Origin of the sequence: Sulfuricella sp., from assembly GCF_035531155.1 — a bacterium.
Classification (GTDB): domain Bacteria; phylum Pseudomonadota; class Gammaproteobacteria; order Burkholderiales; family Sulfuricellaceae; genus Sulfuricella.
Genome location: NZ_DATKTK010000019.1, coordinates 1 through 14,418 on the forward strand (window position 1 = coordinate 1; position 14,418 = coordinate 14,418).

13 protein-coding genes and 1 rRNA gene are annotated in these 14,418 nt (G+C 55.1%); 4 read left to right on the top strand and 10 right to left on the bottom strand.

The window, feature by feature from the left end; genetic code table 11:
• Positions 1-230 precede the first annotated feature (230 nt).
• Entirely contained in the window at positions 231-2,048 is a 1,818-nt protein-coding gene (locus VMV64_RS03800) for a GGDEF domain-containing protein (protein ID WP_325328625.1), read from the bottom strand.
• 278 nt (positions 2,049-2,326) lie between these two features.
• Here VMV64_RS03800 and flgA point away from each other — a divergent pair, with 278 nt between their 5' ends.
• Complete coding sequence (gene flgA / locus VMV64_RS03805; RefSeq protein WP_325328637.1) at positions 2,327-2,920, top strand: flagellar basal body P-ring formation chaperone FlgA; 594 nt, start codon at positions 2,327-2,329, stop codon at positions 2,918-2,920.
• 24 nt (positions 2,921-2,944) lie between these two features.
• On the top strand, positions 2,945-3,799 hold the full coding sequence (gene folD / locus VMV64_RS03810; protein ID WP_325328626.1) for a bifunctional methylenetetrahydrofolate dehydrogenase/methenyltetrahydrofolate cyclohydrolase FolD: 855 nt from the start codon (positions 2,945-2,947) through the stop codon (positions 3,797-3,799).
• Positions 3,800-3,806: 7 nt separating this feature from the next.
• Here folD and VMV64_RS03815 read toward each other — a convergent pair whose 3' ends face one another.
• A complete protein-coding gene (locus tag VMV64_RS03815; protein WP_325328627.1) occupies positions 3,807-4,565 on the bottom strand; it encodes an HAD family hydrolase in 759 nt (252 codons plus the stop codon).
• 80 nt (positions 4,566-4,645) lie between these two features.
• On the opposite strand from VMV64_RS03815, the gene dksA reads away from it, so the two are divergent.
• Entirely contained in the window at positions 4,646-5,068 is a 423-nt protein-coding gene (dksA, locus tag VMV64_RS03820; protein ID WP_325328628.1) for an RNA polymerase-binding protein DksA, read from the top strand.
• 201 nt (positions 5,069-5,269) lie between these two features.
• Entirely contained in the window at positions 5,270-5,632 is a 363-nt protein-coding gene (locus tag VMV64_RS03825) for a hypothetical protein (protein WP_325328629.1), read from the top strand.
• 72 nt (positions 5,633-5,704) lie between these two features.
• Here VMV64_RS03825 and pnp read toward each other — a convergent pair whose 3' ends face one another.
• The 8 genes from pnp to rrf all read right to left on the bottom strand — a co-directional run.
• Positions 5,705-7,828, bottom strand: a complete 2,124-nt coding sequence (pnp, locus tag VMV64_RS03830; RefSeq protein WP_325328630.1) for a polyribonucleotide nucleotidyltransferase — start codon at positions 7,826-7,828, stop codon at positions 5,705-5,707.
• A gap of 133 nt (positions 7,829-7,961) precedes the next feature.
• Complete coding sequence (gene rpsO, locus VMV64_RS03835) at positions 7,962-8,231, bottom strand: 30S ribosomal protein S15 (protein ID WP_325328631.1); 270 nt, start codon at positions 8,229-8,231, stop codon at positions 7,962-7,964.
• A gap of 92 nt (positions 8,232-8,323) precedes the next feature.
• Entirely contained in the window at positions 8,324-9,232 is a 909-nt protein-coding gene (gene truB / locus VMV64_RS03840) for a tRNA pseudouridine(55) synthase TruB (protein WP_325328632.1), read from the bottom strand.
• A gap of 4 nt (positions 9,233-9,236) precedes the next feature.
• Positions 9,237-9,611, bottom strand: a complete 375-nt coding sequence (gene rbfA / locus VMV64_RS03845) for a 30S ribosome-binding factor RbfA (RefSeq protein WP_325328633.1) — start codon at positions 9,609-9,611, stop codon at positions 9,237-9,239.
• A gap of 38 nt (positions 9,612-9,649) precedes the next feature.
• Positions 9,650-12,229, bottom strand: a complete 2,580-nt coding sequence (gene infB, locus VMV64_RS03850) for a translation initiation factor IF-2 (protein ID WP_325328634.1) — start codon at positions 12,227-12,229, stop codon at positions 9,650-9,652.
• A gap of 31 nt (positions 12,230-12,260) precedes the next feature.
• On the bottom strand, positions 12,261-13,733 hold the full coding sequence (nusA, locus tag VMV64_RS03855) for a transcription termination factor NusA (RefSeq protein ID WP_325328635.1): 1,473 nt from the start codon (positions 13,731-13,733) through the stop codon (positions 12,261-12,263).
• Positions 13,734-13,744: 11 nt separating this feature from the next.
• Positions 13,745-14,176 carry a ribosome maturation factor RimP gene (rimP, locus tag VMV64_RS03860; protein WP_325328636.1) on the bottom strand — a complete coding sequence of 144 codons (432 nt, stop codon included), beginning with the start codon at positions 14,174-14,176 and terminating at the stop codon, positions 13,745-13,747.
• Positions 14,177-14,340: 164 nt separating this feature from the next.
• Positions 14,341-14,418: ribosomal RNA gene (gene rrf / locus VMV64_RS17475) — 5S ribosomal RNA — on the bottom strand; the annotation flags it as partial.

The window sequence follows — 14,418 nt, forward strand, 5'->3', positions numbered from 1 at the left end:
TGATGGGTGATGGGTGATGGGTGATGGGTGATGGGTGATGGGTGATGGGTGATGGGTGATGGGTGATGGGTGATGGGTGATGGGTGATGGGTGATGGGTGATGAGTGATGAGTGATGAGTGATGAGCAAGACTACTCAGGACTTTTCACCCAGAACTCAGGACTGAATCGAGCGGCAAGAATTGCCGCCTTCGGCAAGATTGTCCGGCAAGATTGTCCGGCAAGAGAAAACTACTCGGCGGCAAACACCCGGTTACGGCCCGCTGCCTTTGCCTTGTAGAGCGCCTGATCGGCGCGTGAGATGATGGCATCGGCCGATTCGTCCGATTGGCGTAGCGCAATGCCAGCGCTGAAGGTGATCAACACCTTCTCATTCTTGTGCAGAAAAAATTTCTTGGTCAACTCCCGTTGCAGCCGGGTTATGGCCTTCATCCCTTCCTCTACGCCAGTCTCCGGCAGAATGATGACGAACTCCTCACCGCCGAAACGCGCAATCACATCCGTCGGCCGCAAGGTTTCCTTGACCACATGCACCAGGTGAATCAGTGCCTCGTCGCCGGCATCATGGCCGTAGGTGTCGTTGAGACGCTTGAAATAATCGATATCAAACAGTGCCACACAAAGCGGTGTATGGGTTCTTTCGGAACGCGCAAACTCGCGCTCGAAGGCGTCTTCCATGCCGCGCCGGTTGAGCGTGCCAGTCAGAAAATCTTCTTGCACCAGACTGGTGGTTTTATCCAACTCGGCCTCCAGCTCCTTGATCTTGTTCTCGGAAGCTTCCACCTGCTTGCGAGTTTCCTCCATCTCGTCGCGCGAACGCTGCATATCGACCTGCATCCCCTTGGTATCGCTCATCAGGTTCTCGAGGATCCGGTTCAACTGGTTGATATCATCGGTCTTGCTGATCTGTTCGGAATAGCGCTCGATCTTTTTGTGGTAATCAGACGTGCTGGAAGACATTTCACCCAACCGGCCAATGAATGACGTCACCATATTCTTAAGCGTCGTCTTTGCATCGTTCAGCCCCTGCTTAAGAGCTCCCTGCTTGTAGATCAACTCCTTAAAGCTACGCTCGACATCGTAGATGACACGTGGATTCAGTGGCTGCGAAATAATCTCCTGCACCACGGCAATCTGGCCATGCAACCACATATCATCCAGAGAAAGCTCGCTGATATTGTCCACCAGCAGCTTCAAAAGTTTCAGCAGTCCGTCCATGATTACCGCATCGGATTCACCGCGCAGCTCAAGCTTGACCCAGAACTGCTTGAGTGATTTGGACAGTTTTTCCAATGCATCAGGGCCTTCTGCAGCACGTACTGTAACCGCCAATTTGTTAGCCTCGCCAGCCAACTCGGGGAACTGCGTCAAATGAGGAACGATGCCGGTTTCCAGGGTTTTGGCCAACATTTCCCGCAATAGCCTGAAATTATCCTTCGACAGCACATCTGCGCTTACCGCCAAGGCCTTCACCTCGGCAACGAGGGTTGGGCCTTGCGCTTCTCGCCCCGGACCGCCCTCTCCAGAATCCGGCGCACCCTCGTCCATCGGCATACCCGCCTGGCCAGCCGGATTTTTCGCCCACGCATTGACCAGCGCTTGCAATTTCTTATGCAGATTTCTGGAGTCCGAGGCGAAATTGATCAACACCCGCTCCAATCCTTCTTTTTTCCTCGCTATGGGGAGCCCGCTTTGCTTGAGATCCCATTGCTTCAGCAACTCCCTGATCAGATTTGCCCAGGACGCCTCCTCGCCACCAGATTGGCCAACCAAGGTGGACAGCCCGGATTCGAACTCTTTCCAATCGCGCTCCTCAATGGCCTTGTCAATCAGCGCCACAGTCTTGTTCAAAGCGGGATTTTTCTTGGACAACCCTTGCAGCACTTTCTGCAGCGCCTTGTCCGCACCTTGGCTCTCGACCCCGGAAGGCCCGCCGGAGATTTCATCGTAAATTTTCTGGTAGTTTTCGGGCGTCGGCACAAGGCGGCGAGCGGAAAGAAGCTTCAGGGTTTCGCGAGCGATATCGGCAGGATTGGTAAATGTCGGCATGTGAGAAGGGTTGTGGAGGTCACTTTAAGGTTCCAACTCGATGGGAACCTAGCCAAATCATGATAGCACTCGCCACATCACGCTTCAATCCGTACCTTTTTTCAGGTTACAATCCCTGTAACCCGCAACCATTCCGTATTTCTTAGATGGGCAATTTCCCAGCTCGACCTTTTTTCGGCAGCAAACACATCTTGGTGGCGCTCTGCTGCCTGCTTTTTACCTTTTCGCCCACCCGCGCCAGCGCCGGCGCACAGGATATTGGAGTGATCCGAAAGACGGTGGATCACTTCATGCGACAGAATACCGCCGAACTACCTGGACAGGTGATATTAACCGTGGGAGCGATTGACCCACGCCTGCAACTCCCCTCATGCGATACGCCGGAAGCTTTCCTCCCCGCCGGCAGCCGCTTGTGGGGAAACACCACCGTAGGAGTGCGCTGCCAAACCGCTACCCCATGGACCATTTATGTGCCGGTCAGCGTCAAGATCATGGCACAGACGGTCGTTGCCGCCCGCCCATTGAGCGCTGGGCAGACCGTCAGCCAGGCCGATGTGATCACGCAAAGCAGCGATCTTTCGCAACTGCCGCCTGGCGTAATCGTGGATCCCGCACTGGCCATCGGCAAAACCGTCATCATGAGCGCCGCAACGGGACAAGCCTTCCGGCACGACATGTTGCGCGCCCCCCAAGTCATCCAGCAAGGGCAAACGGTGAAGCTGATGGCAAAGGGCAGCGGGTTCCAGGTCACTTCCGAGGGCAAGGCGCTCACGAACGCCACCCTGGGCCAAGTAGTATCGGTGCGCACCCAGTCCGGCCAAGTCATCAGCGGCATCGCCAAACAGAACGGCGTGGTGGAAGTGAATTTTTAGAAAAAATATTTAAGTCGAGACGCTATGACCGCTAAAAATCTGGATGGCAAAGCGCTATCTGAGCAAATTCTTCAACAAGTCCGGCAAGGGGTGGAAGCACGCCTTGCTGCCGGCAAACGCGCGCCGGCACTGGCCGTAATCCTGGTCGGGGCGGAACCCGCCTCGGCGATCTACGTACGCAACAAGCGACGTTCCTGCGAAACCGCTAATGTGCGGTCAGTCTCCCACGACCTGCCTGCGTCAACCACCCAGGAAACATTGCTGGCGCTGATCGACCAGCTCAACGACGATCCGGGGATCGACGGCATCCTGGTTCAGCTGCCATTGCCGCAACACATCGACACTGAAACCGTGATTGAACGCATCCATCCGGATAAGGACGTGGACGGCTTCCACCCTTACAACATCGGTAGGCTGGCGCTACGCATCCCGACGCTACGTCCGTGCACCCCGCATGGCGTGATGACCCTGCTCAAGACCACTGGAGAGAACCTGAAAGGCAAACATGCCGTGATCGTCGGCGCCTCCAACATCGTCGGGCGACCGATGGGCCTGGAACTCCTGCTCGCCGGCTGCACTGTTACCACCACCCACCGCTTCACCCGTGACCTGCCTACCTTCGTTCGCCAGGCGGAAATCCTGGTGGTAGCGGTAGGCAAACCAAAATTCATTCAGGGTGAATGGATACGCGAAGGATCGACAGTGATTGATGTCGGCATCAACCGCCTACCGGATGGCAGCATCTGCGGCGATATCGAATTCGAAGTAGCGCGCCAGCGTGCGGCTTGGATCACCCCCGTACCCGGCGGAGTGGGCCCGATGACGGTCGCCACCCTGCTGGAAAACACGCTAAAGGCGGCGCAAAGGCATGCACCGTAACCTGTGCTTAGCTAGAGGTGTGCCAGCGCCGTAACAAATCGAGATCAACACACTCCTGGCCAGGCGTTTCCCCGCACATCGTACGGAATGGCTGTCCCGGCTCGCCCAGATCGCTCAACACCGCCACCACGCCAGAAAAATCGTGATCCAGCGTATAGTCGTTGACCGTCACAACGGTTTTCAAACCAGCTCCCACACTTGCCCTTACGCCGTTTTCTGAGTCTTCCAGCGCCAGGCAATCGGCAGCGTCGAGTTTCAGCTTGTCCAGCGCCCAGAAATAGATATCCGGCGCCGGTTTCTTCGTCGGAACGATATCACCTGCCGCAATCACCTCGAACCATTCAGCCGGATCGCCGGCCAGAGAGTGGCGCAGCAGAGCAGTCACGTTCTCAGGTGTGGTGGTAGTCGCAATCGCCAGCCTGATGCCAGCGTCCCTAGCCTCGTTCAGCAGCCGCTTGACACCGCTACGCAGGGGTATCCCACCCCGACCGAGCAACTCGACGTATTGGCGGGTTTTAGCCTTGTGCAGGGCCAGCACCAAATCGTCGAAATCCTTAGGCTTGCTAAAATCCGGCCGGAAACGCTCAACGTAAAACCGGATACGTTCCTTGCCGCCAGTAACTTCCAGCAACTTACCGTACAGCGGCACATCCCATTCCCAATCCAACCCAAACTCTCGGAAAGCAGCATTGAACGCCAACCGGTGACCGTCACGCTCGGTATCCGCGAGGGTGCCGTCCACATCAAAAATCAAAGCCTTTAACACGCTTGCTCCTCTTGCCAAAACTTGCGATAAGTCAGAATTTCTGTTATTAAAGCGGTTTTGCTAAAAACGGTAGAACTTACATGTCCGCAGAATTACACAAACAATTCACCCCGTACGCTCCGAAAAAGAATGAAGAGTACATGAACACTCTACAGCTTGCGCATTTTCGCAAAATTCTCGAGGACTGGAAAGGCGAGCTGAGCCAGGATATCGACCGAACCGTGCATACCATGCAGGACGAAGCGACGATTTTTGCCGACCCCAATGACCGCGCCAGCCAGGAATCCGACATGGCGCTTGAGCTCAGAAACCGCGACCGCGAACGCAAGCTGATCAAGAAAATTGACGAAACCATCGGCAAAATCGAGGCAGAGGATTACGGATACTGCGAAAGCTGCGGCGTCGAAATCGGCCTGAAGCGCCTGGAAGCGCGCCCCACCGCCACACTGTGCATCGACTGCAAGACGCTCGAAGAACTAAGAGAAAAGCAAGTTGCCAAATAAAATTTGGACGACTTGCTTTCAGTGAAGACTAATCTTTGCCGCAGGCCAAGGTTATGTCGGAACTAAAAACAGGTTGCCAAATAAATCATTCACGGCCTAACGTTCCTTATGCAAACTTCCGCTGCTCAGCTTGACCCTGCCCAGAACGAATTCCATCGTCAAATGAGTGGGCTGTTGTACAGCTTGCTTAAATGGACTCAATTGTCCGAATTTTGGACCAAAGTGGACAAGGACGCCAGCTGGTATCTTTATGCCGTTGGCGAGGCGGTGCCCATCGCTCCCGCCACGCCAGCACAGGTGGAAAAATTCATCGTTGAAGTGGATGCACTGCTTCGGCATGACCACCGCGAAAGCTACTGCGGCATCGTCTACGCTGACAATCTGGATAAGCCCTCTTTCATTAAAATCTATGACCCCAATCATCTGGGCGTCTCCTGCGGCTCCAGCAAAACTCCAACCTTGCCCGGCTGGATCATGAGCCAGGTACCTCCCAGTGAACTGCATCTGAAATATGCCCTGCCCGCCAACCGCAAGCGCTGGTGGCAGGGTCTGTTTTCTCAGTAATAACTACCGACGAAAAAAAGCCCCCTTGGCTCTCGCCAAGGGGGCTTTTTTACCCTAAAGCCTGAACTGGGTTTAGGCTTCGCTACCTTCTGGCTTTTTCGCCACTGCCGGCGCTTCTATCAGAGCCTTCATGGAGAGGCGCAAACGGCCCTTCTCGTCGGCCTCCAGCACCTTGACCTTGACGACTTGCCCCTCGGTCAAATGATCGGAAACAGCATTCACCCGCTCGTGAGCGATCTGGGAAATATGCAGCAGACCATCCTTGCCCGGTAGCACGCTGACAATCGCACCGAAATCCAGCATTTTGATCACCTTACCTTCATAGGTACGGCCAACCTCAACTTCGGCGGTCAACTCTTCAATGCGCCTCTTGGCCAACTCGCCGGCTTCCGAGCTCAGGCAGGCGATATTCACCGTGCCGTCCTCGGTAATGTCGATGGTGGTACCGGTTTCTTCGGTCAACGCACGGATCACCGCTCCACCCTTGCCGATCACGTCACGGATTTTTTCCGGGTTGATCTTGATGGTGATAATCCGCGGCGCATAGGCAGACATCTCCTGGCGAGCATGCGGCACGGCCTCATGCATGATACCGAGGATATGAATGCGGCCTTCTCGCGCCTGACTGAGTGCGACCTGCATAATTTCCTTGGTGATACCAAGAATCTTGATATCCATTTGCAATGCCGTGATACCCCTATCGGTGCCTGCAACCTTGAAGTCCATGTCGCCGAGGTGATCCTCGTCGCCCAGAATGTCGGTCAGCACCGCAAAACGGTTGCCATCCTTGATCAGGCCCATGGCGATACCGGCCACATGCGCTTTCATCGGCGCACCCGCATCCATCAGCGCCAGGCAGCCGCCGCAGACTGAAGCCATCGAGCTGGAACCATTGGACTCGGTAATTTCCGAAACCACGCGCATGGTGTAGCCGAATTCTTCCGCACTCGGCAAAGCCGCCACCAAAGCACGCTTGGCCAAACGACCGTGACCGATTTCGCGACGTTTTGGGGTACCCACACGGCCGCACTCGCCTGTCGCGTAGGGAGGGAAGTTGTAATGCAGCAGGAAACGATCTTTGTACTCGCCCTGCAATGCATCGATGGTCTGCTCGTCACGCCCAGTACCCAGTGTGGCAACGACCAGCGCCTGGGTTTCACCACGGGTGAACAGCACCGAACCGTGCACGCGCGGCAGAACACCGGTGCGAATGGTGATGGGGCGAACGGTACGGGTATCGCGTCCATCAATGCGGGGCTCACCCTCAAGGATCTGGCTGCGCACGATCTTGGCTTCCAGATCCTGGAAAATGCCCTTGATCTGGTTAACGCGAGCGGTGTCCATATCTTCGGTAATCAGTTCGCCCAGAACGCGACTGCGGATCGCATCGATTTTCTGGTAACGGTCCTGCTTTTGGCGGACCTTGTAAGCTTCATTCAGATCGGCCTGGGCCAGTTGAGCAACCTTTTCGATCAGGACCTGGTCCTTCTCCGGCGCCTTCCAATCCCATGGCGCAGCAGCCACTTCATCGGCAAGCTCGTTGATCAGGTTGATCACCGCCTGCATTTCATCATGGCCAAACACCACCGCGCCCAACATCACGTCTTCAGGCAGCTCCATGGCTTCGGATTCGACCATCAGAACAGCCGACTCGGTACCTGCAACGACCAGATCCAACTGGGAGGCTTTCAGCTCTGTCGCAGTCGGGTTCAGCACGTATTCGCCATTGACATAAGCGACACGCGCCGCACCAATCGGGCCGTTAAAGGGGATGCCGGAAATCGCCAGGGCAGCGGAAGCGCCGATCAAAGCAGGAATATCGGAATCGATTTCGCTCTCGGAGGACATGACGGTAGCAACGATTTGCACGTCATTGTAAAAACCCTCAGGGAAAAGCGGGCGCAACGGGCGGTCGATCAAGCGGGAAGTCAGAATTTCCTTCTCGGAGGGGCGACCTTCACGCTTGAAGAAGCCGCCAGGTATGCGGCCGGCCGCATAGGTCCGTTCCTGGTAATCGACCGTCAGCGGAAAGAAATCCTGGCCGGGTTTGACGTCTTTGGCGCCAACCACTGTAACCAGCACTACCGTATCGTCCAGGCTAACCATTATGGCGCCAGACGCTTGGCGGGCGATCTCTCCGGTTTCCAGCGTCAGTGTATGACGCCCGTACGCAATACTTTTCTTGATATGGCTCAAAACGTTATCCTCTACTTAATCGTAATCTTCTTTATCGAGTCGGCAGGACTCCCACACAATCACTGCTCTAGCCATTGCCGAACCCATCCTTGCGGAATCCTCGCTCCCGATGGAGGACGCGAGAAAGCAGAAATTACTTGCGCAAGCCGAGGCGCTCAATCAAGGTGCGGTAGCGGTCAACACTGCTGCCGCGCAAGTAATCCAGCAGTTTGCGGCGCTTGCTGACCAACTTCAGCAGACCACGACGGGAATGGTGATCCTTGGCATGGGTCTTGAAATGGCCGGTGAGATCGTTGATGCGTGCAGTCATAAGAGCAACTTGCACCTCGGTCGAACCGGTATCGCCCGTTGCTTTTTGATAATCCTGCACTATTTGTGCCTTTTGGGCGCTGTTCATTGACATTATTTTCTCCAAAAATAAAACGCGTTATTTTACCTTGTATTATGAGATATTCTCAAGTAATTCTCGCAGCTTAGCACTCGCGAAAAATTCTGTTACACCGTACTCTCGACAACGAGCCTTTTAGGTGCAATCTTGCCGTCATCCGCGATCTCGCCAATACCGACAAGGCGCTGACCTTCATCGTACAAAACCACTACCCCATCATGCACCTGCTTCGGCATCCAGATCGCCTGCCCTTGCCGAAAATAATGAGCGCTTTCCCGATCCAGTGTTATTTTTGGCATCCCATCCAGCAGGCAGTCCGGCGGTAAAAGCCGCGCGTCCCTGGCGTCCAGGTCCAACCCATCAAGTTGCTCCAGGGTCACAGTCTGGCCAATATCAAAGCCGCCAATCCGGGTGCGCCGCAATGCCTGCATAAAGGCGCCACAGCCTAGTACACGACCCAGATCTTCCGCCAGCACCCGAATATAGGTACCCTTGCTGCACGCCACTGTAACGCTCAACTCGTCGCCAGCAAAGTGATCCAGAGTTAAGCTGTAAATCGTCACCGGGCGCGCAGCCCGTTCAATCTCAATCCCGGCACGGGCATAAGTATAAAGCGCCTTGCCCTGAAATTTGAGGGCCGAATGCATTGGCGGCACCTGGAGAATAGGGCCAATAAACTGTTGCAGCGCCTGTTCCACCTGACCAAGCGATAGGTCGACGATGTTGCTGCTGGTCACTTCCCCCTCGGAGTCTCCCGTGGTGGTGGTTTTCCCCAGCTTGAAAACCGCCTGATAGGTTTTGCCGGCATCCAGCAGAAACTGTGAAAACTTGGTAGCCTCTCCAAAACAGATCGGCAGCAAGCCCGTTGCAATCGGATCCAGGTTGCCAGTGTGCCCCGCCTTGGCGGCTTGAAATAGTCGTTTGGCCTGCTGCAGAGCGCCATTCGACGAAATTCCGTAAGGCTTATCCAGCAGCAGAACACCACTGATGGGACGCTTGATTCGTTTAAACTGCAAGGGGCTATTCTTCTCGTTGATGCGCTTTATCTGAGGCAACCGCCTCGTCGATCAGTTGGGACAAGCGCACCCCATTCTCGACGGAAGTATCGTAGATGAAATGTAGCTGGGGCATGATCCGCAGTTTCATGCGGTGCGCCAGCTGCGAACGCAGAAAGCCGGCGGCATGCTCGAGACCAGCCTGCGCCTTGGGCGCCTGCTCAGCCGATTTCATCGTGGTGAAATACACCTTGGCATGCGCATAATCCTGGGTCACCTCAACACCAGTCAAGGTCACCAGACCGACACGCGGATCCTTGACTTCCATCTGGATCAGATCCGCCAGTTCGCGCTGGATTTGCTCGGCTACCCGGCCGGTTCGCAAAAAGGCTTTACCCATGACGGAGCCTCCTGACTATCCGTTGCATGTATTGATGGCTAAAGGCTACGCGCAACTTCTACCATTTCATAAACCTCGAGGTGATCGCCGACATTGAGATCGTTGAAGCCCTTCAGCGACAGACCGCATTCGAAGCCGGATTTCACTTCTTTTACGTCGTCCTTGAAGCGCTTGAGGGAGTCCAGTTCGCCGGTATGGATCACCACGTTATCACGCAACACACGTACCATGGCGCCACGTTTTATGGTGCCGTCAAGCACGTAACAACCCGCAACCGTACCCACTTTTGAAATTCGGTACACCTCGCGTACTTCCACCAAGCCGAGCACGCTCTCCTTGCGCTCCGGCGCAAGCATACCCGACAGCGCAGCTTTGATCTCGTCCACAGCATCATAAATAATGGTGTAGTAGCGCACATCCACGCCGGCGGACTGGACCAGCTTGCGTGCAGTCGCATCAGCGCGCGAGTTGAAGCCGATTACCACGGCTTTCGACGCCAGAGCCAAGTTGATATCAGACTCGGTAATCGCTCCCACTCCGCTATGGATGATGTTAACTTTAACCTCGTCGGTGGAAAGTTTCTGCAGTGCATGAGCCAACGCTTCGTAGGAACCCTGAACATCGGTCTTGATGATCAGCGGCAGGACTCTAACCTCGCCTTCACCCATATTCTCGAACATGTTCTCCAGTTTCGCCGCCTGTTGCTTGGCCAGCTTCACGTCGCGGAACTTGCCCTGGCGGAACAGCGCGATCTCACGCGCCTTGCGCTCGTCGTTCAGCACGATCACATCCACACCCGCCATCGGCACCTCCGACAAACCCTGGATTTCCACGGGAATGGAGGGCCCGGCTTCTTTCACCATGTCGCCGTTTTCATCCAGCATGGCCCGTACGCGGCCGAAGGCCCCGCCAGCCAGAAGCATGTCGCCCGCCTTAAGAGTTCCAGACTGCACCAGAATAGTCGCCACAGGGCCACGACCTTTATCCAGCCGCGCCTCGATCACCAAGCCCTTGGCCGGAACATTCTTTTGCGCTTTTAGTTCCAATACCTCGGCCTGTAACAGCACACCTTCCAGTAGCTCATCAATGCCCTCGCCGGTTTTGGCAGAAACCCCGACAAACATGGTATCTCCGCCCCAATCTTCAGGGACAACACCTTGCGCCACCAATTCCTGCTTGATGCGTTCCGGATTGGCTTCGGGCTTATCAATCTTGTTCATCGCCACGACAACCGGCACGCCTGCAGCCTTGGCGTGATGGACAGCTTCGATCGTCTGGGGCATCACGCCGTCATCGGCAGCGACCACCAGAATCACCACGTCAGTGGCTTTGGCACCGCGCGCACGCATCGCCGTAAAAGCCTCATGGCCCGGCGTATCGAGGAAGGTCACCATGCCGCGTGGTGTTTCCACGTGATAGGCACCGATATGCTGGGTAATGCCGCCCGCTTCGCCATGAGCCACGCGGGTACGGCGAATATAGTCGAGCAGAGAGGTTTTGCCGTGATCGACGTGACCCATTACCGTCACTACAGGTGCGCGTGGCTCCATGTGCACTTCATGCGCTTCAGCCTCGGCCAGATAAGCTTCAGGGCTATCCAGGGCCGCCGGCTTGGCGACATGCCCCATTTCCTCGACCAGAATCATGGCAGTTTCCTGATCCAGCATCTGGTTGATTGTCGCCATGGTGCCCATCTTCATCATTACCTTGATGACTGCGGCCGCCTTAACTGCCATTTTTTGCGCAAGCTGCCCGACCGTGATGGTCTCAGGAATCATCACCTCATGCACGATAGGTTCAGTCGGCATGGCAAAGCCATGGGGCCCCTGATCTTCCGCCTTGTGATGAGCCCCCCTGTCCTTACGGTTGCGCCATCCGGTTGCACCGCCCATATCGCCACGCACCTTGATACCGCGCTTCTTGCCGGCCGTATCCGCCCAGGTGGTTTCCTTTTTCTTTGCTGCCTTTTTTTCGACTTTCTCACCCGGCTTCACGACAGGCTTATGCAGCGTGCCTTCCGATAGTGTAGGCTCTGGCACCTTGGTAGGAACTTGAGGTTCGGCAGCTGCCGCCTGTGCCACTATTGCGGCTTGCCGGCGCAGACCCTTTTCCTGCTTTTCGCGAATATCCGCGCTTTGACGTGCGAACAGCGCTGCTTGCTTGCGTGCCTCCTCTTCGCGCTTGGCGATCTCGGCATCGTGCAACTGCGGTTTAGCTCTTTTCTTTGCTAGAGCTGCTTCGACCGGAGCTACTTCGACTGGAACTGCTTCGACCGGAGCTGCTTCGACTGGAGCTGCTTCGACTGGAGCTGCTTCATTTGCGTCACGCTTAATGAAAACCCGCTTTTTGCGCACCTCCACCTGGATAGTGCGTGCCTTACCAGTACTATCCGCCTTCTTGATCTCAGTTGTTTCCTTGCGGGTCAGAGTGATTTTATTCTTCTGCTCCTTTGCGCCATGTGCACGGCGCAAATAGTCAAGCAACTGAGTCTTGTCTTGCTCAGTCAGCGAATCCTCGGACGCCGCTTTATTCACGCCCGCAGCCCGCAACTGTTCCAGTAGCAGCGTTGCGGGCAAGCCCAGCTCGCCGGCAAATTGAGCCACGTTCATTTGTCCCATTTAGGTCTCCAGTACACTCTGCTCGCTATCGTCATGCAAACCACGGGGCGCGTGCCGTCATAATCAATTCCTTGGCGCGTTCACTATCCATCCCGGTCATTTCAACCAGATCGTCAACCGCCAAATCAGCCAGATCATCCATCGTCACCACGCCCTTGGATGCCAAGGCACGTGCTGTTTCATCATCCATTCCCTCCATCGCCAGCAACTCGGCTGAGGGAGCCTCCATTTTTTCCTCGCTGGCAATCGCCTCAGTCAGCAACGCGTTGCGTGCGCGACTGCGCAGCTCATTGACCGTATCCTCATCAAAAGATTCAATTTCCAACATCTCTGAAAGCGGAACATAGGCCACTTCTTCCAGTGTACCGAAGCCCTCCTGCACCAAAATCCCAGCCACCTCTTCGTCAACGTCAAGCTTTTGCATAAACTGCGAAATAATCGCCGAACTCTCTTCCTGATTCCTCTGAGTCGCCTCTTCCTCGGTCATGATGTTCAAGGTCCAGCCTGTCAGCTCGCTAGCCAGGCGCACATTCTGCCCGAGGCGACCGATGGCCTGCGCCAGCTGCTCTTCCTCTACCACCACATCCATGCTGTGCTTTTCCTCATCTACCACAATGCTACTGATCTCAGCCGGCGCCAAAGCATTGATCACAAACTGAGCGGGTTCAGGAGACCACAATATGATATCCACCCGTTCCCCGGCGAGTTCAGAGGTCACTGCCTGAACGCGCGAACCGCGCATACCAACACAAGTTCCAATTGGATCGATACGCTGGTCGTTTGATTTAACTGCAATCTTTGCGCGCACACCTGGATCTCTCGCAGCCGATTTGATTTCCAGCAACCCATCCTCAATTTCAGGAACTTCCAGATCAAAGAGCTTCACCAGAAACTCTGGCGCAATGCGTGACAAAATCAATTGTGGGCCGCGACCTGCTCGGTCAACTCGGGACAGATATGCCCGCACACGGTCGCCAATCCGCAGATTTTCCTTGGGGATCATCTGGTCACGCGGCAGCAAAGCTTCAATCCGCCCCGACTCGATAATGGCGTTACCACGCTCCATCCGCTTGATGGTTCCGGTTACAAGATATTCCTTGCGTTCCAGGAAGTCGTTCAGGATCTGTTCACGCTCAGCTTCACGAATTTTCTGCAAGATCACCTGCTTGGCGGCCTGTGCACCAATACGGCCAAACTCGACCGGCTCAAGCGGTTCCTCGATATAGTCATCCAGTTCAACTTCAGGATTGCGCTCTTTTGCATCAGTCAGGCCAATCTGACGCTCCGGGAACTCCACGGCATCATCCGGAACCACGTGCCAGAGGCGAACAGAAGAATACTCACCGGTATCGCGATCAAGGTCGACGCGCACATCCACATCCTCATGAAAACGCTTTTTTGTCGCGGAGGCCAACGCCAATTCCAGCGCAGCAAAAATCACATCCTTAGAGACGTTCTTCTCCCGCGACATCACATCCACGACCAGCAAAATTTCACGACTCATACTACCTCCGGCTATATATTCGGTATTAAACGTGCCTTGTCTATATTGGCAATATTCAGCGCCAACAGCGTGCCATCCACTTCCAGTTGCAGCACACCATCCTTAACCCCGCGCAAAACACCCGCATAATTCTTCCTGCCGGCAAGCGCAACCCGCAATTTAATCTGCGCGCGATCACCGTCAAAACGAATGAAATCCGCTTCCTTCTTCAAAACCCTGTCCAATCCGGGAGAAGATACCTCCAGTCGGTCATAGTCGTAATCCATCTCGACCGCCAACAATCGCGACAGATGATTGCTCACGAAAGCGCAATCATCGACGCTGATTCCGGCCGGCTTATCGATAAACAAACGAAGGGACTTGCCTCGCTGCGACACTTCGAGGTCTACAAACTCATACCCCAGACCGGTTACCGTGGATTCCAGCAAACCGTATAAATCCATATCTCCGCCACAAATAAAAAATGGGCTGACAGCCCATATACGATTTGCACATTATAGCAAATATTCAGTATGAATGAAACATCAACCGGCAAGCGGCTTCTAATTTTGCTCTATAAAAACAAAACCCCCTGCAGCGATTGCTGAGGGGGTCTGTCTGATAAGGAGCCTGGCGGTGACCTACTTTCACATGGGTAATCCACACTATCATCGGCGCACGTTCGTTTCACTTCTGAGTTCGGGAT

Coding starts and splice junctions, on each gene's coding strand:
- nusA (WP_325328635.1), bottom strand. CDS start 13,733: ATGAGTCGTGAAATTTTGCTGGTCGTGGATGTGATGTCGCGGGAGAAG.
- rbfA (WP_325328633.1), bottom strand. CDS start 9,611: ATGGGTAAAGCCTTTTTGCGAACCGGCCGGGTAGCCGAGCAAATCCAG.
- VMV64_RS03800 (WP_325328625.1), bottom strand. CDS start 2,048: ATGCCGACATTTACCAATCCTGCCGATATCGCTCGCGAAACCCTGAAG.
- dksA (WP_325328628.1), top strand. CDS start 4,646: ATGTCCGCAGAATTACACAAACAATTCACCCCGTACGCTCCGAAAAAG.
- infB (WP_325328634.1), bottom strand. CDS start 12,229: ATGGGACAAATGAACGTGGCTCAATTTGCCGGCGAGCTGGGCTTGCCC.
- rpsO (WP_325328631.1), bottom strand. CDS start 8,231: ATGTCAATGAACAGCGCCCAAAAGGCACAAATAGTGCAGGATTATCAA.
- rimP (WP_325328636.1), bottom strand. CDS start 14,176: ATGGATTTATACGGTTTGCTGGAATCCACGGTAACCGGTCTGGGGTAT.
- folD (WP_325328626.1), top strand. CDS start 2,945: ATGACCGCTAAAAATCTGGATGGCAAAGCGCTATCTGAGCAAATTCTT.